Consider the following 19,951-nt stretch of genomic DNA (forward strand, 5'->3'; position numbering starts at 1 on the left):
GGCGGGCTGGGGCAGATGCTCTACGCGACCCTGAGCCTGTTCCAGGAGGCCCAGGCCAGCACGGTGATCATCGCCATGCTGGTGCTGGTGTTGCTGGTGGACGCCCTGAGCGATGTGTTGCGCCAACGTTTCGTGCGGGCCTGAGTGTATTCGCGGCACCTGATCCCTGACTGTAGTCCTGCTCCGGGCCCACGCCAAGCCCTGTTCGTCAATCCGAAAAATAAACTTCACCTGAGCGTAAAAAGACTTTTTCCGGTCATGGTTTTTGCGGTATCAAGGAACCAGACAGCCGAACCCTGCAGCACAGGTGGCGTCATCCACGCCTTCCTTGCCAGGTGAGCTTCCCGCCCGTAACGACGCGGATACGGGGAGAACGGCAGTCACTCTGCGGCGCAGCCGTTCGCGCCGTGTGGCTTTCACATAAGGTGAACGAGTATGGATGACCAAGGACGCACCCCTTCCTCCAACCAGCCAATCCTGTATGTGCTCGATACCAACGTCCTGATTCACGACCCCAACGCCCTGCTCAACTTCGAGGAGCACCACGTCGCCATACCGATGACGGTGCTGGAGGAACTCGACAAGCTCAAGACCGGTAAACAGACCATCGCCGCCGAATGTCGCCAGGCCATCCGCCTGATCGACCAGACCCTCGGCGACGCCTCGCCCAGCGATGTCGAGCAGGGCGTGCCGATCCAGCGCGGCAAGAGCGGGCCCAAGGGCTTCCTGTCCATCCTCATGAGCACGCGCAACGAGCCCAACCGCCTGCTCCCCGAGAACCTCGCCGACAACATCATCATCAACCAGCTGCTGGACCTGCGCGCCAAGCGCAAGGACCTCGACGTGGTGCTGGTGACCAAGGACATCAACATGCGCCTGAAGGCGCGTGCCTGCGGGATCGCCGCCGAGGACTACAGCACCGACCAGTTGGTCGACGATGTGTCCTTGCTGTCCAAGGGCTACCACTCGGTCACAGGGTCGTTCTGGGACCGCGTGAGCAAGGTCGACACGCGCCAGGAGCGTGGCCGTACCTGGCATCGGGTGCAGTTGACGGACAACTTGCCCGCCGTGCACGTCAACGAGTTCATCATCGACGAGCAGGGCTTCGTCGGCTGGATCAAGGGCATCCGCAACGACGAACTGCTGCTGCTCGACCTGCACCAGGAACCGCTGCTGCACCAGGAGGCCTGGGGGCTCAAACCACGGGACATCCACCAGAGCCTGGCGCTGTTCGCCTTGCTCGACCCGGATATCCACCTGGTCAACCTGACCGGCGCGGCGGGCTCGGGCAAGACCATCCTGGCGCTGGCCGCGGCCATCGAGCAGACCATGGTCAGCAAGCGCTACCGGCGAATCATCGCCACCCGCAGCGTGCAGGGGCTGGATCAGGAGATCGGCTTCCTGCCGGGTACCGAGGCAGAGAAGATGGAGCCCTGGCTGGGCGCGATCACCGACAACCTCGAAGCCTTGCACATGGATGACGAGAGCACCCACGGCAGTGTCGAGTACATCCTCGAGCGGGTGCCGCTGCAGTTCAAGTCGCTGAACTACATCCGTGGGCGCAGCTTCCAGCAGAGCCTGATCCTCATCGACGAGTGCCAGAACCTCACGCCACACCAGATCAAGACCATCATCACCCGTGCCGGGACCGGCTCGAAGGTGGTCTGCCTGGGCAACCTGGCGCAGATCGACACCCCTTACCTGTCGGCCACCAGTTCCGGGCTGACCTACCTCACCGAGCGCTTCAAGGACTTCCCCCACGGCGTTCATATCACCCTGCAGGGCGTGCCACGCTCGGTACTGGCCGAGTACGCCGAGTCGCACCTGTAACCTGTCGCCGGCCAGCCCGTTCCCACCGTGGGAGCGGGCTGGCCCCGCGATGCGCTGTTCTGCCCTCTGCTCAAAGCTGACCGGCAGGTTTACACTCTGTCATCCCTTCCCAGGAGCAGAGCAGTGCTGACTCATCTTGATTCCCAGGGGCGCGCCAACATGGTCGACGTCACTGAAAAGGCCGTGACCGCCCGCGAGGCGATTGCCGAGGCACGGGTGCGCATGTTGCCGGACACCCTGCGCATGATCGTCGATGGCCAACACCCCAAGGGCGACGTGTTCGCCGTGGCGCGCATCGCCGGCATCCAGGCGGCGAAGAAGACCAGCGACCTGATCCCGCTGTGCCATCCGCTGATGCTCACCGGCGTCAAGGTCGAGCTGGCCGCCGAGGGCGAGGACGTGGTGCACATTGTCGCCCGCTGCAAGCTGGCCGGGCAGACCGGCGTCGAAATGGAGGCGCTCACCGCCGCGAGCGTCGCCGCGTTGACGATCTACGACATGTGCAAGGCAGTGGACAAAGGCATGGTCATCGAGCAGGTGCGCCTGCTGGAGAAGACCGGTGGCAAGAGCGGCCACTACAAGGTGGAGGGGTGATGAAGGTCAAGGTCATGTATTTCGCCCGCTACCGTGAGTTGCTGGGCATCGACGCCGAGCGCCTGGAAGGCGACTTCAAGGTGCTGGACGACGTGCGCCAGGCCTTGGCGGGCAAGGGTGGACACTACGCGGTGCTGGCCGAGCAGAACCTGATGTGTGCCCGCAACGAAGAGCTGTGCCGGCTCGATGAGCCATTGGAAGAGGGTGACGAGATCGCGTTTTTCCCACCCGTGACCGGAGGTTGACCATGACCGTGCGCGTTCAGGAGGCGGCCTTCGATCCGGGCGCCGAAGTCAACGCCATGCACGCCGCCAATGTCGGCGTGGGCGCGGTGGTCGGGTTTGTCGGCTATGTGCGTGACTTCAACGATGGCCGGGAAGTGGCGGGGATGTTCCTCGAGCACTATCCGGGCATGACCGAGAAGGCCCTGGCCAAGATCGTGGTCGAGGCCGAAGGGCGCTGGCCGCTGCTCAAGGTCGAGGTGCTGCACCGTATCGGCGCCCTGGAACCGGGCGAGCCGATTGTCTTTGTCGGCGTGGCCAGCGCGCATCGGCAGGCGGCGTTCGATGCCTGCAACTTCATCATGGATTACCTGAAAACCCGGGCGCCGTTCTGGAAGAAGGAGAATACCCAGGAAGGACCGCGCTGGGTGGAAGGCAAGCAGAGCGACCAGGATGCGGCGGGGCGCTGGTGATGCTCTATTCGCTGGCCGGGGCTGCGCCCCGGATCGCCGGCAAGCCGGCTCCCACAGGAGCGCGTATCTCTGTGGGAGCCGGCTTGCCGGCGATAGGGCAGCGTAGCGGCCCCGATCCTGCCATTCAGTGATGCTTGCGCGGCACGGGCTTCAACAGCTCGTCCGGCGGCATCTCGCACTTGATCTTGCGCCCCAGCAACTCTTCGATCGCTGGCAACTGGTACGAGTCGTCCTCGCCGGCAAAGCTGATCGACACGCCGCTGGTGCCGGCGCGACCGGTGCGGCCGATGCGGTGCACGTAGTCGTCCGGGTCTTCCGGCAGGGTGAAATTGATCACATGGCTGATGCCGTCGATGTGGATGCCTCGGCCGGCCACGTCGGTGGCCACCAGCACGGTGATGCGCCCTTCACGGAAGCTTTCCAGGGTGCGGATACGCTTGTGCTGCGGCACGTCGCCAGAGAGCTGGGCGGCGTTGATGCCGTCGCGCACCAGTTTTTCCTCGATGCGCCGCACCTCGTCCTTGCGGTTGGCGAAAACCATCACCCGTTCCCACTTGTTCTGCGTGACCAGGTTGTACAGCAGCTTGTACTTGTCGCTGCCGGCCACGGCGTAGACGTGCTGTTCGACGGTCTCGCTGGCGACGTTCTCCGGCTCGATCTCGACGATGGCCGGGTTGGTGGTCCACTGCTTGGCCAGGTTCATCACGTCGTCGGTGAAGGTGGCGGAGAACAGCAGGGTCTGGCGCTCGCTCTTGGGCGGGGTCTGGCGGATGATCTGGCGGACCTGGGGGATGAAGCCCATGTCGAGCATGCGGTCGGCCTCGTCCAGCACCATTACCTCGACCATGTCCAGGTGCACCTCGCCGCGCTGGTTGAAGTCCAGCAGGCGGCCCGGGGTGGCTACCAGGATGTCGCAATGGCGCGCTTCCAGCGACTTGAGCTGCTTGTCGAAGTCCATGCCGCCGACAAAGCTCATCACGTTCAGGCCGGTGTACTTGGTCAGTGCCTGGGCATCCTTGGCGATCTGCACCACCAGCTCGCGGGTCGGGGCGATGATCAGCGCCCGCGGCTCGCCCATGTAGCGTTCCTTGGGCGGTGGGGTCTGCTGCAGCTGCGAGATGATCGAGATCAGGAACGCGGCGGTCTTGCCGGTGCCGGTCTGGGCCCGGCCGATAGCGTCCTGGCCGCGCAGGGTGTAACCCAGGACCTGGGCCTGGATCGGCGTGCAATAGGGGAAGCCGAGGTCGTGGATGGCATGCATCAGCTCATCGGAGAGCTTGAAATCGTGGAAACGCGTCTTGCCTTCCTGCGGCTCGACCACGAAGTCCTCGGGCTTCCACAGGCTGGCCTGGGGTTTGGGCTTGCGTTCGCGGCGTGGTTTGTCCTTGGCGGGCGACTCGGCGCGCGGCGGTTGGGCGACCTGGACGGCGGCTTGTGGCTCGGCCTTGGCCTTGGGCGCAGGCTTTGGCCTGGGTTTGCCGGCCTGGCGCTCTGGCGCCTGGGCGGCGGCCGGCTGAGGAGCCGGCTCGGGTTGGGACGCGGCGATGGGCGGTGCGGCGTCACCTTTGGCGAATATTTTCTTGAGTGCCTTGAGCACGGTCGTCTCGTCAACTGGTTAAGGAATGTACGCCGGGCAGTGTAATGCAAGAATCGGGCGCGGCGTAGTGCAATGCGGGCTGGGCTACACAATCACTGCAACTGGCGGCTCAGCCAGTCGTGGATGTCCGTCAGTTCCTCGACCACCACTTCGTGCTCCATCGGGTATTCATGCCACTGGGCGGCCACACCCCAGGTATTGAGGTACTCGAACGCCGTGCGGCCCATCGAGGGGATCACCACCGGGTCGTGCACACCGTGCAGGCACAACGCCGGCGTGCGCTGCTGGCAGGCACTCAGTTGCTGTGCGTCGCTGAAGGTCGGCGCGTAGGTGGAGAGGGCGATGACCCCGCCCAACGCTTCCTGCCACTTTATATAGGCTGTGTGCAGCACCACCGCACCACCCTGGGAAAACCCGGCGAGGAAGATGCGCGACAAGTTGATGCCCTTGGCCTGTTCGGTCTTGATCAGGGCGATCACCTGGTCGGCCGACTCTTCCAGTTGCGCTTCGTCGATGGCTCGCGCTGGGGTCATGGCCTTGATGTCGTACCAGCTGGGCATCTGGTAGCCGCCGTTGATGGTTACCGGGCGCGTCGGCGCCTGGGGCATGATGAAGCGGGTGCTGAGCAGGCGTTCCTGCATGAATTCCGCTACCGGTAGGAAGTCGTAACGGTCGGCTCCCAGGCCGTGCAACCAGATCACACAGGCGTCGGCGGTTTTCTGCGGTTCGATAATCAGCGGTTGGGTCATGACTGCTCCGAAAGAGTGCTGGCGTACTGATGTAGTGCGTAAAAAAAAGGCATTGGCGGTTAATGCCAGAAAAAGATGTCGCAACTCTACAACTTTTCCTACTTGACTACCGCTTTATCGCTTAAGCCGTGGACTGTGGTACGCCCTTTGCTATGTCCTTGTCATGCGAAGAGGTGGGCCGGTCCCGGTAACACCCCTCGTGTGGATCGAAGGCTGTCATAGAACAGCCCATTGCGCCAATTGACCCAAAAACAAGCCAACAAGGGGTCGGATGCGCCTCATAAGGGTGCGGTGCAATTCCGGCTCATACAACAAGAGCGATTTGGAGGTTGTTGATGAAGATGTTGAAAACCACCCTGGCAGTCCTGACCGCCGCCGCCGCGCTGGGCGCCACCAGCTTCGCCCAGGCCGGCGCCACCCTCGACGCGGTGAAGAAGAAGGGCTTCGTCCAGTGTGGCGTGAGCGATGGTCTTCCCGGCTTCTCCGTGCCTGACGCACAGGGCAAGATCGTCGGCATCGACGCCGATGTGTGCCGCGCCGTGGCTGCCGCCGTGTTCGGCGATGCGACCAAGGTCAAGTTCAGCCAGCTCAACGCCAAGGAGCGCTTCACCGCGCTGCAGTCCGGCGAAGTCGACGTGCTGTCGCGCAACACCACCTGGACCAGCTCGCGTGATGCCGGCATGGGCCTGGTGTTCGCCGGCGTCACCTATTATGACGGCGTCGGTTTCCTCGCCAACAAGAAGCTCGGTGTCTCCAGCGCCAAGGAGCTCGACGGCGCCACCATCTGCATCCAGGCCGGCACCACCACCGAACTGAACGTCTCCGACTATTTCCGCGCCAACAACCTCAAGTACACCCCGATCACCTTCGACACCTCCGACGAGAGCGCCAAGTCGCTGGAGTCCGGCCGTTGCGACGTGCTGACCTCGGACAAGTCGCAGCTGTTCGCCCAGCGCTCCAAGCTGGCCGCGCCGACCGAGTACGTGGTGCTGCCGGAAACCATCTCCAAGGAGCCCCTGGGCCCGGTCGTGCGCAAGGGCGACGAGGAATGGTTCAGCATCGTCAAGTGGACCCTGTTCGCCATGCTCAACGCGGAAGAAGCAGGGGTCACTTCGAAGAACGTCGAGGCCGAGGCCAAGTCCACCAAGAACCCTGACGTCGCCCGCCTGCTGGGCGCCGATGGCGAGTACGGCAAGGACCTCAAGCTGCCCAAGGACTGGGTAGTGCAGATCGTCAAGCAAGTCGGCAACTATGGCGAAGTGTTCGAGAAGAACCTGGGCCAGAGCACCGACCTGAAGATCGACCGTGGCATGAATGCCCTGTGGAACAACGGCGGCATCCAGTACGCGCCACCTGTGCGCTGATGGCTGCACCCCGGGGGGGGGGGGGGGCGGCATCCTGCCGCCGCGGGTCGTTCGAATCCCTTCTTTTCGGGGCACTTCATGCAAAATCAAATCGGCGCACGGAAAGGGTTTTCCCTTAGTGATCCACGTGTGCGCGCGTGGCTGTTCCAGATCCTCACGGTGGTCTTCGTGGTGGGCCTGGGCTGGTACCTGTTCCACAACACCCAGACCAACCTGCAGCACCGGGGCATCACCTCGGGCTTCGACTTCCTCGAGCGCAGTGCCGGCTTCGGCATCGCCCAGCACCTGATCCCCTACGTGGAATCGGACAGCTACGCCCGGGTGTTCGTCATCGGCCTGCTCAACACTCTGCTGGTGACCTTCATCGGCATCATCCTGGCTACCTTGCTGGGCTTCATCATCGGCGTGGCACGGCTGTCGCCGAACTGGATGATCAGCAAGCTGGCGACGGTGTACGTGGAGACCTTCCGCAACATCCCACCGCTGTTGCAGATCCTGTTCTGGTACTTCGCCGTGTTCCTGACCCTGCCGGGGCCGCGGGGCAGCATCAATATCGACGACACCTTCTTCATCAGCAACCGTGGCCTGAACATGCCTGGCGCCGCCATGGCCGAGGGCTTCTGGCCGTTCATGATCGCGCTGGTGCTGGCGATCGTCGCCATCGTGTTGATGGTGCGCCTGGCCAACAAGCGTTTCGATGAAACCGGCCAGCCGTTCCACAAGTTCTGGGTGGGCCTGTTGCTGCTGATCGGCATCCCCGGTGTGTGCGCGTTGCTGTTCGGCAGCCCGGTGCACTGGGAAGTGCCGCAGCTCAAGGGCTTCAACTTCGTCGGCGGTTGGGTGCTGATCCCCGAGCTGCTGGCGCTGACCCTGGCGCTGACCATCTACACCGCAGCGTTCATCGCCGAGATCGTGCGCTCGGGTATCCGTTCGGTCAGCTACGGTCAGACCGAGGCGGCCCGTTCGCTGGGCCTGCGCGAAGGCCCGACGCTGCGCAAGGTGATCATCCCCCAGGCGTTGCGGGTGATCATCCCGCCGCTGACCAGCCAGTACCTGAACCTGGCGAAGAACTCGTCGCTGGCTGCAGGCATCGGCTACCCGGAGATGGTCTCGCTGTTCGCCGGTACCGTGCTCAACCAGACCGGCCAGGCCATCGAGGTGATCGCCATCACCATGAGCGTCTATCTCGCCATCAGCATCAGCATTTCGCTGTTGATGAACTGGTACAACAAGCGCATTGCGCTGATCGAACGGTGAGGGTCCTTCCGTGACAGCCCATGTTTTCAAACCCGACATGCCGCCACCGGTGAAGACCGTTGGCGTGCTCGCCTGGATGCGGGCCAACCTGTTCTCCAGCTGGCTCAACACATTGCTGACGCTGTTCGCGCTGTACCTGGTGTGGCTGATCGTGCCGCCGCTGGTGCAGTGGGCGTTCATCGACGCCAACTGGGTTGGCACCACCCGCGCCGACTGCACCAAGGAGGGCGCCTGCTGGGTGTTCATCCAGCAGCGCTTCGGCCAGTTCATGTACGGCTATTACCCGACGGAACTGCGCTGGCGCGTCGACCTGACCGTGTGGCTCGCCGTGCTCGGCGCGGCCCCGTTGTTCATCAAGCGCTTCCCGCGCAAGGCTGTGTATGGGCTGGGCTTCCTGGTGGTGTACCCGATCCTGGCCTACATCCTGCTGCACGGTGGCACGCCAGGACTGGACACCGTGCCCACCAGCCAATGGGGCGGCCTGATGTTGACCCTGGTGATCGCCACGGTCGGCATTGTCGGCGCGTTGCCACTGGGCATCCTGCTGGCGCTGGGGCGGCGCTCGAACATGCCGGCGGTGAAGGTGGTCTGCGTGACCTTCATCGAGTTCTGGCGCGGCGTGCCACTGATCACCGTACTGTTCATGTCCTCGGTGATGTTGCCGCTGTTCCTGCCCGAAGGCATGAGCTTCGACAAGCTGCTGCGGGCGATGATCGGCGTGATCCTGTTCCAGTCGGCGTACATCGCCGAGGTGGTGCGCGGCGGCCTGCAGGCCATCCCCAAGGGCCAGTACGAAGCCGCCGCGGCCATGGGCCTGGGCTACTGGCGGGCGATGGGCCTGGTGATCCTGCCCCAGGCACTCAAGCTGGTGATCCCTGGCATCGTCAACACCTTCATTGCCCTGTTCAAGGACACCAGCCTGGTGATCATCATCGGCCTGTTCGACCTGCTCAACAGCGTCAAGCAGGCCGCGGCCGACCCGGCCTGGCTGGGCATGGCGACCGAGGGCTATGTGTTCGCCGCCCTGGTGTTCTGGATTTTCTGTTTCGGTATGTCCCGCTACTCCATGCATCTGGAGCGCAAGCTGGACACTGGCCACAAGCGTTAGGAGTTTCGAAATGAGTGAAGCGATCAAGCAGCCTGCCGGCCCCGAAGGCATCATCCAGATGCAGGGCGTGAACAAGTGGTACGGCCAGTTCCATGTGCTCAAGGACATCAACCTGAACGTGCGCCAGGGCGAGCGTATCGTGCTGTGCGGGCCGTCGGGCTCGGGCAAGTCGACCACCATCCGCTGCCTCAACCGGCTGGAAGAGCACCAGCAGGGGCGTATTGTCGTCGACGGCGTCGAGCTGACCAACGACCTCAAGCAGATCGAGGCGATCCGCCGCGAGGTGGGCATGGTGTTCCAGCACTTCAACCTGTTCCCGCACCTGACCATCCTCGAGAACTGCACCCTCGCTCCCATGTGGGTGCGCAAGCTGCCGCGGCGCAAGGCAGAGGAAATCGCCATGCACTTCCTCGAGCGCGTGCGCATTCCGGAGCAGGCGCACAAGTACCCTGGGCAGTTGTCCGGCGGTCAGCAGCAGCGGGTGGCGATTGCCCGGGCGCTGTGCATGAAGCCGAAGATCATGCTGTTCGACGAACCGACTTCGGCGCTGGACCCGGAGATGGTCAAGGAGGTGCTCGACACCATGGTCAGCCTGGCCGAGGATGGCATGACCATGCTCTGCGTGACCCACGAGATGGGCTTTGCCCGCACCGTGGCGAACCGGGTGATCTTCATGGACAAGGGGGAGATCGTCGAGCAGGCGGCGCCGGACGACTTCTTCGACCGGCCGCGCAGTGATCGAACCAGACTGTTCCTGAGCCAGATCCTGCATTGATTTACCCGGGGCCGCTTCGCGGCCCTTTCGCCGCGGTTCGTCGCCACGACAAGCCGGCTCTCACTCCGACCGCGCGGCCCTCAATTCAAGCGCCGTCCCTGTGGGAGCTGGCTTGCCAAAACGACACAGGGCAGTTGCTCCCACACCTGTAGCCTTACTTCTCTTCCTTGGCGGCCACCGGCGCTGGTGGTGGCCGCAGGCCCACCTCGGCGATCAGCTTGATCTGCTGACCATTGCGCATCACTTCGATGCTGATCTTGTCGGTCGGCTTGATCCGCGCCACCTGGTTCATCGACTTGCGCCCGTCACCGGCGGGCTCGCCGTTGATACTCATGATCACATCGCCCAGTTGCAGCCCCGCACGTGCCGCCGGCCCGTCGCGGAAAATACCGGCGACCACGATTCCCGGGCGCCCCTGCATGCCAAACGATTCGGCCAGTTCCTGGCTCAGCGGCTGCACTTCGATGCCCAGCCAGCCACGGATCACCTGGCCATGCTCGATAATCGACTTCATCACCTCCAATGCCAGCTTGACCGGGATGGCGAAGCCGATACCTTGCGAACCACCGGACTTGGAGAAGATCGCGGTATTGATGCCCACCAGGTTGCCGTTGGCATCCACCAGCGCACCGCCGGAGTTGCCCGGGTTGATCGCCGCGTCGGTCTGGATGAAGTCTTCGTAGTTGTTCAGGCCCAGCTGGTTGCGGCCGGTGGCGCTGATGATGCCCATGGTCACGGTCTGGCCGACACCGAAGGGGTTGCCGATGGCCAAGGTCACGTCACCGATATGGATGCTGTCGGAGCGGCCGATGGTGATCGCCGGCAGGCTCTTGAGGTCGATCTTCAGTACTGCCAGGTCGGTTTCCGGGTCGCTGCCGATCACCCGGGCAAGGGTCTCGCGGCCATCCTTGAGGGCCACGACGATCTGGTCGGCGCCGCTGGTGACGTGGTTGTTGGTCAGCAGGTAGCCTTCCGGGCTCATGATTACCGCCGAGCCCAGGCTCGACTCCCAGCGCCGCTGCTTGGGCAGGTTGTCGCCGAAGAAGCGGCGGAACTGCGGGTCCTCGAACAGCGGGTGCGCGCTCTTGTTCACCACCTTGGTGGTATAGAGGTTGACCACTGCGGGCGCGGCCAGGGTCACGGCATCGGCATAGGAGACCGGCCCCTGCATGAGCTTAGTGGTTTGCGGGGCTTGTTGCAGGTTGACGTCCTGGCTGGGCAGGCCGACCCATTCGGGGAAGCGCTGGATGACCAGCATGGCGATCAGCACACCGGTGAGCAGGGGCCAGCCGAAGTAACGCAGAGCCTTGAGCATGAATCGATCCTGGGAGTGGGACGGGGGCCGTGTCTATGGGCCCGGGGCGCGAGCGGGCGCGATCATACACCTGAAGATACCGAACGGCGATGGCCGGACACCCCGAGCGCCTGCCGGCGGTTTCCCCCACGCCGGCGACGGCCCATAATGGCGGCCATTATAGGGCCTGACGCCCGTCGCAATGCCGAATTCGAGGAGATTTTTCATGGCCGTCGCCCTCAATATCCTGGTCGAGGAAGCCGAGCGCTACCTGGCCAGCGCCAGGATCCAGGATTACTGCCCCAACGGCCTGCAGGTCGAAGGCCGTCCCCAGGTCAGCCGCATCGTCAGCGGCGTGACCGCCAGCCAGGCGCTGCTGGACGCCGCGGTCGAGGCCGAGGCCGACCTGGTGCTGGTGCACCATGGCTATTTCTGGAAGGGTGAAAACCCCTGCATCACCGGTATCAAGCAGCGACGCTTGAAGACCCTGCTCAAGCACGACCTCAGCCTGCTGGCCTTCCACCTGCCGCTGGACGTGCACCCGGAGGTGGGCAACAACGTGCAGCTGGCGCGCCAGCTGGACATCACCGTCGAGGGTCCGTTGGACCCCAACAATCCCAAGGTGGTGGGCCTGGTCGGCTCGCTGGCCGAACCGGTATCGGCGCGGGATTTCGCCCGCCGTGTGCAGGAGGCGCTGGGGCGTGAGCCGCTGCTCATCGAGGGTGAGCAGACGATCCGCCGGGTCGGCTGGTGCACCGGGGGCGGGCAGGGCTACATCGACACCGCCATCGCCGCCGGAGTCGACCTGTTCCTCAGTGGCGAGGCGTCGGAGCAGACCTTCCACAGTGCCCGCGAGAACGGCATCAGCTTCATCGCCGCCGGTCACCACGCAACAGAGCGCTACGGCGTGCAGGCGCTGGGCGATTACCTGGCGCGTCGCTTTGCCCTGGAGCACCTGTTCATCGATTGCCCGAATCCGATCTGACGGCCGCATCGCGGGCTTGCCCCGCGATGCTTTTTTTGCCCAAACCCCCAGTCATATCATTAGACCTTTTCGATCTAGCCACCCGCCTAAATAGAATCAGGTGCTGTGATAAAGTGGCTCGCTCGAACACGGCCCGCAGGCCGTCCATAAGATCGTTTTTCGTGAGTAGCCATGGTCGACAATCTGACGCACTTGAAACAGCTGGAGGCGGAGAGCATCCACATCATCCGCGAGGTGGCCGCCGAGTTCGACAACCCGGTGATGCTGTACTCGATCGGCAAGGATTCCGCGGTCATGCTGCACCTGGCGCGCAAGGCGTTCTTCCCGGGCAAGCTGCCGTTCCCGGTGATGCACGTCGACACCCAGTGGAAGTTCCAGGAGATGTACCGCTTCCGCGACAAGATGGTCGAAGAGATGGGCCTGGAGCTGATCACCCACGTCAACCCCGAGGGTGTGGCGCAGGGCATCAACCCGTTCACCCATGGCAGTTCCAAGCATACCGACATCATGAAGACCCAGGGCCTGAAGCAGGCGCTGGACAAGCATGGCTTCGATGCCGCCTTCGGTGGCGCGCGCCGCGACGAAGAGAAGTCCCGCGCCAAGGAGCGCGTCTACTCGTTCCGTGACAGCAAGCACCGCTGGGATCCGAAGAACCAGCGCCCGGAGTTGTGGAACATCTACAACGGCAAGGTCAACAAGGGCGAGTCGATCCGCGTGTTCCCGCTGTCGAACTGGACCGAGCTGGACATCTGGCAGTACATCTACCTCGAAGGCATCCCGATCGTGCCGCTGTACTTCGCCGCCGAGCGTGAAGTGATCGAGAAGAACGGCACCCTGATCATGATCGACGACGAGCGCATCCTCGAGCACCTGAGCGACGAGGAGAAGGCGCGCATCGTCAAGAAGAAAGTGCGTTTCCGTACCCTGGGCTGCTACCCGCTGACGGGGGCGGTCGAGTCCGAAGCCGAGACCCTGACGGACATCATCCAGGAAATGCTCCTGACCCGGACGTCCGAACGCCAGGGCCGTGTCATCGACCACGATGGCGCCGGCTCCATGGAAGACAAAAAACGCCAAGGCTACTTCTAATTTCAGGGTTCCAGCATGTCGCACCAATCTGATCTGATCAGCGAGGACATCCTCGCCTACCTGGCCCAGCACGAGCGCAAAGAGCTGTTGCGCTTCCTCACCTGCGGCAACGTGGACGACGGCAAGAGCACCCTGATCGGGCGCCTGCTGCACGATTCGAAGATGATCTACGAGGACCACCTCGAGGCCATCACCCGTGACTCGAAGAAATCCGGCACCACCGGCGAGGAAGTCGACCTGGCGCTGCTGGTCGACGGCCTGCAGGCCGAGCGCGAGCAGGGCATCACCATCGATGTCGCCTACCGCTACTTCTCCACCGCCAAGCGCAAGTTCATCATCGCCGACACCCCGGGGCACGAGCAGTACACCCGCAACATGGCCACCGGTGCGTCCACCTGCGACCTGGCGATCATCCTGGTAGACGCCCGCTACGGCGTGCAGACCCAGACCCGCCGACACAGCTACATCGCATCCCTGCTGGGTATCAAGCACATCGTCGTCGCGGTCAACAAGATGGACCTCAAGGGCTTCGACGAGCAGGTCTTCGAGTCGATCAAGGCCGACTACCTGAAGTTCGCCGAGGGCATCAACCTGAAGCCTTCGAGCCTGCACTTCGTGCCGATGTCGGCGCTCAAGGGCGACAACGTGGTCAATCGCAGCGAGCGTTCGCCGTGGTACACGGGCCCGGCGCTGATGGAGATCCTCGAGACTGTCGAGGTTGCCGCCGACCGCAATGTCACCGACCTGCGTTTCCCGGTGCAGTACGTCAACCGCCCGAACCTCAACTTCCGTGGCTTCGCCGGCACCATCGCCGGTGGCGTGGTGCACAAGGGCGACGAGATCGTCGTGCTGCCGTCGGGCAAGAGCAGCCGGGTCAAGTCCATCGTCACCTATGAAGGTGAGTTGGAGAACGCCGGCCCTGGCCAGGCGGTGACCCTGACCATGGAAGACGAGATCGACATCTCCCGTGGCGACTTGCTGGTGCATGCCGACAATGTTCCAACGGTGGCCGACCAGTTCGACGCCATGCTGGTGTGGATGGCCGAGGAGCCAATGCTCCCGGGCAAGAAGTACGATATCAAGCGCGCCACCAGCTATGTGCCGGGCTCGATCGCCAGCATCACCCACAAGGTCGATGTGAACACCCTGGAGCAGGGCGCCGCCAGCGCGCTGCAACTCAACGAGATCGGCAGGGTCAAGGTCGCCCTGGACAGCGCCATCGCCCTGGACGGTTACGAGAGCAACCGCACCACCGGCGCATTCATCGTCATCGACCGCCTGACCAACGGCACCGTCGGTGCCGGCATGATCATTGCCCCGCCGGTTCTGCCGCACGGTGGCACTGGCCAACACGGCAAGTTGGCTCATGTGTCCACCGAAGAGCGCGCCCTGCGTTTCGGCCAGCAACCGGCCACCGTACTGTTCAGCGGCCTGTCGGGCGCCGGCAAGAGCACCCTGGCCTACGCCGTGGAGCGCAAGCTGTTCGACATGGGCCGTGCAGTCTACGTGCTCGACGGCCAGAACCTGCGTCACGACCTGAACAAGGGCCTGCCGCAGGACCGCGCCGGGCGCACCGAGAACTGGCGCCGCGCCGCCCATGTGGCGCGCCAGTTCAACGAAGCCGGTCTGCTGACACTGGCCGCGTTCGTCGCGCCGGACGCCGAAGGCCGCGAGCAGGCAAGGGCGCTGATCGGCAAGGAGCGCCTGGTGACCGTGTACGTCCAGGCTTCGCCGCTGGTGTGCCGCGAGCGTGACCCGCAGGGCCTGTATGCCGCCGGTGGCGACAACATCCCGGGCGAGAGCTTCCCGTTCGATGTGCCGCTGGATGCGGACCTGGTGATTGACACCCAGTCGGTCAGCGTCGATGAAGGCGTGAAGCTGGTGCTGGATGTGCTGCGTCAGCGTGGGGCGATCTGATTGATTGCCTGAAGTGAAAAACCCCGCTTCGGCGGGGTTTTTCATTTAGGGCTGCTTTGCAGCCCATCGCTGGCAAGCCAGCTCCCACAGGATAGCGCAGGGTTTCAGGTCAGCGCGGTCGGTGTGGGAGCCGGCTTGTCGTGGCGACGAACCGCGGCGATGGGCCGCAGGGCGGCCCTAGATATGCGTTTCGGAAACGGGAATCACCCGCCGTTCTTTCACCGCCTTGTACGAAAAGCTCGAATAGATCTCCTTCACCCCCGGCAACCGCTGCAGCACCTCGCGGGTGAATTCGCCAAACGATTCCAGGTCCCGCGCCAGGATCTCCAGCAAAAAATCATAGCGTCCGGAGATATTGTGGCAGGCGACGATCTCGGGGATCTCCATCAGCCGCTTCTCGAACGCCAGGGCCATTTCCTTGGTGTGCGAGTCCATCATGATGCTGACGAACGCGGTCACCCCGAAGCCCAGCGACTTGGGCGAAAGAATGGCCTGGTAGCCGGTGATGTAGCCGTTGTCCTCGAGCAACTTGACCCGCCGCCAGCAGGGCGAGGTGGTCAGGGCGACCTGGTCGGCGAGTTCGGAAACGGTCAGGCGGGCGTTGTCCTGCAGGGCAGCGAGCAGGGCGCGGTCGGTACGGTCGAGCGCTGAAGGCATATCTTGCCCTCCATCTTCAATTTTTGTTGTTTTTCTTTCAAAACATGCCCGATTGCGTGGGCAAGTTTGGAAAAAGCGCGGCAGCTTGGTGGCATAAGCTTATAACAAACCACAAGAGACTGTTGCCATGCGCGACTCCAACACCAATACCGGTTTCTCCACGCGGGCCATTCACCATGGCTATGATCCGCTGTCCCACGGCGGCGCCCTGGTACCGCCGGTCTACCAGACCGCCACCTACGCGTTTCCCACTGTCGAGTACGGCGCCGCCTGCTTTGCCGGCGAAGAGCCGGGGCATTTCTACAGCCGCATTTCCAACCCGACCCTGGGCCTGCTGGAACAGCGCATGGCCTCCCTGGAAGGGGGCGAGGCCGGGCTGGCGCTGGCCTCCGGCATGGGCGCCATCACCGCCACGCTATGGACCCTGCTACGCCCGGGTGACGAGCTGATTGTCGGCAGCACCCTGTACGGTTGCACCTTCGCCTATTTGCACCACGGCATCGGCGAATTCGGCGTGAAGATCCGCCATGTCGACCTCAACGACATTCCGGCACTGAAGGCCGCGATCACCGCGAAGACGCGGATGATCTACTTCGAGACGCCGGCCAACCCCAACATGCAGCTGGTGGATATCGCCGCGGTGGTCGAGGCTGCACAGGGCCATGACCTGAGCATCGTGGTCGACAACACCTACTGCACGCCCTACCTGCAGCGCCCTCTGGAACTGGGCGTCGACCTGGTGGTGCACTCGGCCACCAAATACCTGTCCGGGCATGGTGATATCACCGCCGGCCTGGTGGTGGGGCGCAAGGCGCTGATCGACCGCATCCGCCTGGAAGGGCTCAAGGACATGACCGGCGCCGTGCTCTCGCCCCACGATGCCTCGCTGTTGATGCGCGGCATCAAGACCCTGGCCCTGCGCATGGACCGTCACTGCGCCAATGCCCAGCAGGTGGCCGAGTTCCTGGCGCAGCAGCCGCAGGTCGAGTTGCTGCATTACCCAGGCTTGCCATCCTTCCCGCAGTACGCGCTGGCCCAGCGGCAGATGCGCCTGCCGGGCGGGATGATTGCCTTCGAGCTGAAGGGCGGGATCGAAGCCGGGCGCCGTTTCATGAACGCCCTGCAGCTGTTCAGCCGCGCGGTGAGCCTGGGCGATGCCGAGTCGTTGGCCCAGCACCCGGCGAGCATGACCCATTCCAGCTATACCCAACAGCAGCGTGCCGAGCATGGCATCTCGGAAGGGCTGGTGCGCTTGTCGGTGGGGCTGGAAGACATCGATGACCTGCTTGCCGACATTGCCCAGGCCCTGAAGGCCTGTGCCTGAACCGCCACGGACGAGGCCTGCGCGATGGTAGCGATGATGAACCCGAACGAGCCGTTGACGGCCCTTGATGCCGCTCTTGACAGCGACCCAGCGGAAACCGCCGAGTGGTGCGAGGCGCTGGCCTCGACCCTGGCCCACTGCGGCCCGACGCGGGCCCGCTACCTGCTGCAGCGCCTGCAGGCCCATGCCCTCGAGCTGGGCCTGGAGCGCGAGGCCCAGGCTTTCTCGGCCTACCGCAACACCGTGCCGGTGGAACAGCAGGGCGCCTACCCCGGGGATCTGGACCTGGACGAGCGCATCACCAGCATCCTGCGCTGGAATGCGCTGGCCATGGTGGTGCGCGCCAACCATGCCTACGGCGAGCTGGGCGGGCATATCGCCAGCTACGCTTCGGCGGCGGAGATCTTCGAAGTCGGTTTCCAGCATTTTTTCCGCGGCGAGGGCGGTGGTGAGCGGCGCAGTGGCGACCTGGTGTTCTTCCAGCCGCACTCGGCGCCGGGCATCTATGCCCGCGCCTTCCTCGAAGGGCGCCTGAGCGAGGAGCAGTTGGCCAACTATCGCCAGGAGGTCGCCGGCAACGGGCTGTGTTCCTACCCACACCCATGGCTGATGCCCGACTTCTGGCAGTTCCCGACCGGCTCGATGGGCATCGGCCCGCTCAACGCGATCTACCAGGCGCGCTTCATGCGTTACCTGCAACATCGCGGGTTGCTCGACACCTCTGGCCGGCATGTCTGGGGTGTGTTCGGCGATGGCGAGATGGACGAGCCGGAGTCGACTGCCGGCCTGACCCTGGCTGCCCGTGAAGGCCTGGACAACCTGACCTTCATCGTCAACTGCAACCTGCAGCGCCTTGACGGCCCGGTACGCGGCAATGGCCAGATCATCCAGGAACTCGAAGCGTTGTTCAGCGGCGCCGGCTGGAACGTGATCAAGGTGCTGTGGGGCTCGGAGTGGGACGCACTGTTCGCCCGCGATCATCAACATGCGCTGCTGCGTCAGTTGGCGGCGACACCCGACGGGCAGTTCCAGACCCTCGGTGCCAAGGACGGCAGCTACAACCTCGAACACTTCTTCAAGCAGAACCCGGCTTTGCAGCGCCTGGTGGCGCATATGAGCGCCGAAGAGATCAACGCCCTCAAGCGCGGTGGTCATGATTTTCGCAAGCTGCATGCCGCCTATGCCGCCGCCAGGGCGTGCAAGGGCCGGCCGACGGTGATCCTGGCCAAGACCAAGAAAGGCTATGGCATGAGCAGTGCCGGCGAGTCGCGGATGACCGCGCACCAGGCCAAGAAACTCGATGTGCAGGCGCTGCTGGCCTTCCGCGATCGTTTCCATTTGCCGTTGTCGGATGAGGCGGTGGAGCAACTGCGTTTCTATCGCCCGGCTGAGGACAGTCCAGAGATGGTCTATCTGCGCCAGCGCCGCCAGACACTGGGTGGGCCGTTGCCGCTGCGCCGCAACGACTGTGCCACCTTGCCCGTGCCGGAACTGGAGGCGTTCGGCGGTTTCGCCCTGCACGCCGAGGGCAAGGAGATGTCCACCACCATGGCCGCCGTGCGCTTGCTGGGCAACTGGCTGAAGGCGCCTGGGTTGGGGCCGCGGGTGGTGCCGATCGTCGCCGACGAGGCGCGCACCTTCGGCATGGCCAGCCTGTTCCGCCAGATCGGCATCTATTCGCCCCACGGGCAACGCTACGAACCGGAGGACGCGGGCTCGCTGCTGGTCTACAAGGAGGCGCGGGACGGCCAACTGCTGGAGGAGGGCATCACCGAGGCCGGGGCGATCTCCTCATGGGTCGCGGCAGCCACCGCCTACGCGGTGCATGGCGAGCCGATGCTGCCGGTGTACATCTATTACTCGATGTTCGGCTTCCAGCGGGTCGGCGACCTGATCTGGGCCGCCGCCGACCAGCGCGCCCGAGGCCTGTTGCTGGGTGCTACCGCGGGGCGCACCACGCTGGGTGGCGAGGGGCTTCAGCACCAGGACGGATCGAGCCTGGTCATGGCGTCGATGGTGCCCAACTGCCGGGCCTGGGACCCATGCTTTGCCGGCGAGCTGGCGGTGATCCTCGACCATGCCGCGCGGCGCATGCTGGTGGAGCAGCAGGACGAGTTCCACTATGTGGCGGTGATGAATGAAAACTACCCGCAACCGTCGTTGCCCGAGGACATGCACGACGATGTACTGCGGGGCATGTACCGGTTTGCCCGGCATTCCTCGGCCGCTCCCCGTGGCCAGGTGCGCTTGTTGGGTTCGGGCACCATCCTGCGCGAGGTGATTGCTGCGGGTGAGTTGCTGGCCAGTGACTGGCAGGTCGACAGCGAGGTGTTCAGCGTCACCAGCTTCAGCGAACTGGCGCGTGGTGCCAGGGATGCGCAACGCCTGGCAATAGCCGGGGAGCAGGTGGATTGCCATGTGCGTCGTTGCCTGTCCGGCGACGCCCCGGTGATCGCGGCCAGCGACTATGTGCGTGCCTGGCCGCAGTTGATCGCCGAGTATGTGCAGGCGCCCTATACCACCCTGGGCACCGATGGTTTCGGGCGCAGCGATACCCGCCAGCAGTTGCGACGGTTTTTCGAGGTGGACCGGTATGCCGTAGTGCTGGCAGCGTTGCATGGGCTGGTGTGCCAGGGCGTGTTGCCGACGGATGTGCTGGGGCAGGCGCGGGCGCTTTATGGCATCGGCGAGGAGGGGGCAGCCTGGTATCGCTGAGG

17 protein-coding genes and 1 pseudogene are annotated in these 19,951 nt (G+C 64.0%); 14 read left to right on the top strand and 4 right to left on the bottom strand.

Annotation, left to right across the window (positions count from 1 at the left end):
- The 5 genes and pseudogenes from AC3WL2_RS13945 to moaE all read left to right on the top strand — a co-directional run.
- A pseudogene (locus AC3WL2_RS13945) lies at positions 1-144 on the top strand (phosphonate ABC transporter, permease protein PhnE); the annotation flags it as partial.
- Positions 145-435: 291 nt separating this feature from the next.
- Positions 436-1,830 carry a PhoH family protein gene (locus tag AC3WL2_RS13950; RefSeq protein ID WP_102685458.1) on the top strand — a complete coding sequence of 465 codons (1,395 nt, stop codon included), beginning with the start codon at positions 436-438 and terminating at the stop codon, positions 1,828-1,830.
- A 123-nt stretch (positions 1,831-1,953) separates the two neighbouring features.
- Complete coding sequence (gene moaC / locus AC3WL2_RS13955) at positions 1,954-2,424, top strand: cyclic pyranopterin monophosphate synthase MoaC (RefSeq protein WP_046857035.1); 471 nt, start codon at positions 1,954-1,956, stop codon at positions 2,422-2,424.
- Positions 2,424-2,669 (top strand): molybdopterin converting factor subunit 1, encoded by a 246-nt coding sequence (gene moaD, locus AC3WL2_RS13960; protein WP_023629385.1) that lies wholly within the window; start codon positions 2,424-2,426, stop codon positions 2,667-2,669. Before moaC ends, moaD begins: the two co-directional genes overlap by 1 nt.
- A 2-nt stretch (positions 2,670-2,671) precedes the next feature.
- The gene (gene moaE / locus AC3WL2_RS13965; RefSeq protein ID WP_102685459.1) at positions 2,672-3,118 is read left to right on the top strand and encodes a molybdopterin synthase catalytic subunit MoaE; all 447 of its coding nucleotides are present in this window, start codon (positions 2,672-2,674) and stop codon (positions 3,116-3,118) included.
- A gap of 124 nt (positions 3,119-3,242) precedes the next feature.
- On the opposite strand, the gene rhlB is transcribed toward moaE, so the two are convergent.
- Together rhlB and AC3WL2_RS13975 are read right to left on the bottom strand one after the other, a co-directional pair.
- The gene (gene rhlB, locus AC3WL2_RS13970; RefSeq protein ID WP_102685460.1) at positions 3,243-4,715 is read right to left on the bottom strand and encodes an ATP-dependent RNA helicase RhlB; all 1,473 of its coding nucleotides are present in this window, start codon (positions 4,713-4,715) and stop codon (positions 3,243-3,245) included.
- A gap of 92 nt (positions 4,716-4,807) precedes the next feature.
- The gene (locus AC3WL2_RS13975) at positions 4,808-5,464 is read right to left on the bottom strand and encodes an alpha/beta hydrolase (RefSeq protein WP_102685461.1); all 657 of its coding nucleotides are present in this window, start codon (positions 5,462-5,464) and stop codon (positions 4,808-4,810) included.
- A gap of 335 nt (positions 5,465-5,799) precedes the next feature.
- On the opposite strand from AC3WL2_RS13975, the gene AC3WL2_RS13980 reads away from it, so the two are divergent.
- The 4 genes from AC3WL2_RS13980 (at position 5,800) to AC3WL2_RS13995 (ending at position 9,968) form a co-directional block, all read left to right on the top strand.
- Entirely contained in the window at positions 5,800-6,828 is a 1,029-nt protein-coding gene (locus AC3WL2_RS13980; RefSeq protein WP_102685462.1) for an amino acid ABC transporter substrate-binding protein, read from the top strand.
- A gap of 78 nt (positions 6,829-6,906) precedes the next feature.
- Positions 6,907-8,085 (top strand): amino acid ABC transporter permease, encoded by a 1,179-nt coding sequence (locus tag AC3WL2_RS13985; protein WP_102685209.1) that lies wholly within the window; start codon positions 6,907-6,909, stop codon positions 8,083-8,085.
- Positions 8,086-8,095: 10 nt separating this feature from the next.
- Positions 8,096-9,193: an amino acid ABC transporter permease gene (locus AC3WL2_RS13990; protein ID WP_102685197.1), complete on the top strand. Its 1,098-nt coding sequence runs from the start codon at positions 8,096-8,098 to the stop codon at positions 9,191-9,193.
- Positions 9,194-9,203: 10 nt separating this feature from the next.
- Complete coding sequence (locus AC3WL2_RS13995) at positions 9,204-9,968, top strand: amino acid ABC transporter ATP-binding protein (RefSeq protein WP_023629378.1); 765 nt, start codon at positions 9,204-9,206, stop codon at positions 9,966-9,968.
- 154 nt (positions 9,969-10,122) lie between these two features.
- On the opposite strand, the gene algW is transcribed toward AC3WL2_RS13995, so the two are convergent.
- Complete coding sequence (gene algW, locus AC3WL2_RS14000; protein WP_102685198.1) at positions 10,123-11,283, bottom strand: Do family serine endopeptidase AlgW; 1,161 nt, start codon at positions 11,281-11,283, stop codon at positions 10,123-10,125.
- A 205-nt stretch (positions 11,284-11,488) separates the two neighbouring features.
- On the opposite strand from algW, the gene AC3WL2_RS14005 reads away from it, so the two are divergent.
- The 3 genes from AC3WL2_RS14005 (at position 11,489) to cysN (ending at position 15,253) form a co-directional block, all read left to right on the top strand.
- The gene (locus AC3WL2_RS14005; RefSeq protein WP_102685199.1) at positions 11,489-12,247 is read left to right on the top strand and encodes a Nif3-like dinuclear metal center hexameric protein; all 759 of its coding nucleotides are present in this window, start codon (positions 11,489-11,491) and stop codon (positions 12,245-12,247) included.
- Positions 12,248-12,418: 171 nt separating this feature from the next.
- The gene (gene cysD / locus AC3WL2_RS14010) at positions 12,419-13,336 is read left to right on the top strand and encodes a sulfate adenylyltransferase subunit CysD (protein ID WP_011535568.1); all 918 of its coding nucleotides are present in this window, start codon (positions 12,419-12,421) and stop codon (positions 13,334-13,336) included.
- A gap of 15 nt (positions 13,337-13,351) precedes the next feature.
- Positions 13,352-15,253 (top strand): sulfate adenylyltransferase subunit CysN, encoded by a 1,902-nt coding sequence (gene cysN, locus AC3WL2_RS14015; RefSeq protein WP_102685200.1) that lies wholly within the window; start codon positions 13,352-13,354, stop codon positions 15,251-15,253.
- Between the two features lie 177 nt (positions 15,254-15,430).
- On the opposite strand, the gene AC3WL2_RS14020 is transcribed toward cysN, so the two are convergent.
- Positions 15,431-15,910, bottom strand: coding sequence for an Lrp/AsnC family transcriptional regulator (locus AC3WL2_RS14020; protein ID WP_102685201.1), 480 nt, complete (start codon positions 15,908-15,910; stop codon positions 15,431-15,433).
- Positions 15,911-16,037: 127 nt separating this feature from the next.
- On the opposite strand from AC3WL2_RS14020, the gene AC3WL2_RS14025 reads away from it, so the two are divergent.
- Positions 16,038-17,234: a methionine gamma-lyase gene (locus AC3WL2_RS14025; protein ID WP_102685202.1), complete on the top strand. Its 1,197-nt coding sequence runs from the start codon at positions 16,038-16,040 to the stop codon at positions 17,232-17,234.
- Positions 17,235-17,258: 24 nt separating this feature from the next.
- On the top strand, positions 17,259-19,949 hold the full coding sequence (mdeB, locus tag AC3WL2_RS14030; protein WP_173862477.1) for an alpha-ketoglutarate dehydrogenase: 2,691 nt from the start codon (positions 17,259-17,261) through the stop codon (positions 19,947-19,949).
- Positions 19,950-19,951: the final 2 nt, after the last annotated feature.

The organism is Pseudomonas sp. FW305-96 (assembly GCF_058783825.1).

What these genes read in the sequence shown, in the direction of transcription:
- AC3WL2_RS14005 (WP_102685199.1), top strand. Translation starts at nt 11,489, where the DNA reads ATGGCCGTCGCCCTCAATATCCTGGTCGAGGAAGCCGAGCGCTACCTG.
- mdeB (WP_173862477.1), top strand. Translation starts at nt 17,259, where the DNA reads ATGGTAGCGATGATGAACCCGAACGAGCCGTTGACGGCCCTTGATGCC.
- algW (WP_102685198.1), bottom strand. Translation starts at nt 11,283, where the DNA reads ATGCTCAAGGCTCTGCGTTACTTCGGCTGGCCCCTGCTCACCGGTGTG.
- moaD (WP_023629385.1), top strand. Translation starts at nt 2,424, where the DNA reads ATGAAGGTCAAGGTCATGTATTTCGCCCGCTACCGTGAGTTGCTGGGC.
- AC3WL2_RS13975 (WP_102685461.1), bottom strand. Translation starts at nt 5,464, where the DNA reads ATGACCCAACCGCTGATTATCGAACCGCAGAAAACCGCCGACGCCTGT.
- cysD (WP_011535568.1), top strand. Translation starts at nt 12,419, where the DNA reads ATGGTCGACAATCTGACGCACTTGAAACAGCTGGAGGCGGAGAGCATC.
- cysN (WP_102685200.1), top strand. Translation starts at nt 13,352, where the DNA reads ATGTCGCACCAATCTGATCTGATCAGCGAGGACATCCTCGCCTACCTG.
- AC3WL2_RS14025 (WP_102685202.1), top strand. Translation starts at nt 16,038, where the DNA reads ATGCGCGACTCCAACACCAATACCGGTTTCTCCACGCGGGCCATTCAC.
- moaE (WP_102685459.1), top strand. Translation starts at nt 2,672, where the DNA reads ATGACCGTGCGCGTTCAGGAGGCGGCCTTCGATCCGGGCGCCGAAGTC.
- AC3WL2_RS13980 (WP_102685462.1), top strand. Translation starts at nt 5,800, where the DNA reads ATGAAGATGTTGAAAACCACCCTGGCAGTCCTGACCGCCGCCGCCGCG.
- AC3WL2_RS13950 (WP_102685458.1), top strand. Translation starts at nt 436, where the DNA reads ATGGATGACCAAGGACGCACCCCTTCCTCCAACCAGCCAATCCTGTAT.
- AC3WL2_RS14020 (WP_102685201.1), bottom strand. Translation starts at nt 15,910, where the DNA reads ATGCCTTCAGCGCTCGACCGTACCGACCGCGCCCTGCTCGCTGCCCTG.
- AC3WL2_RS13985 (WP_102685209.1), top strand. Translation starts at nt 6,907, where the DNA reads ATGCAAAATCAAATCGGCGCACGGAAAGGGTTTTCCCTTAGTGATCCA.
- AC3WL2_RS13995 (WP_023629378.1), top strand. Translation starts at nt 9,204, where the DNA reads ATGAGTGAAGCGATCAAGCAGCCTGCCGGCCCCGAAGGCATCATCCAG.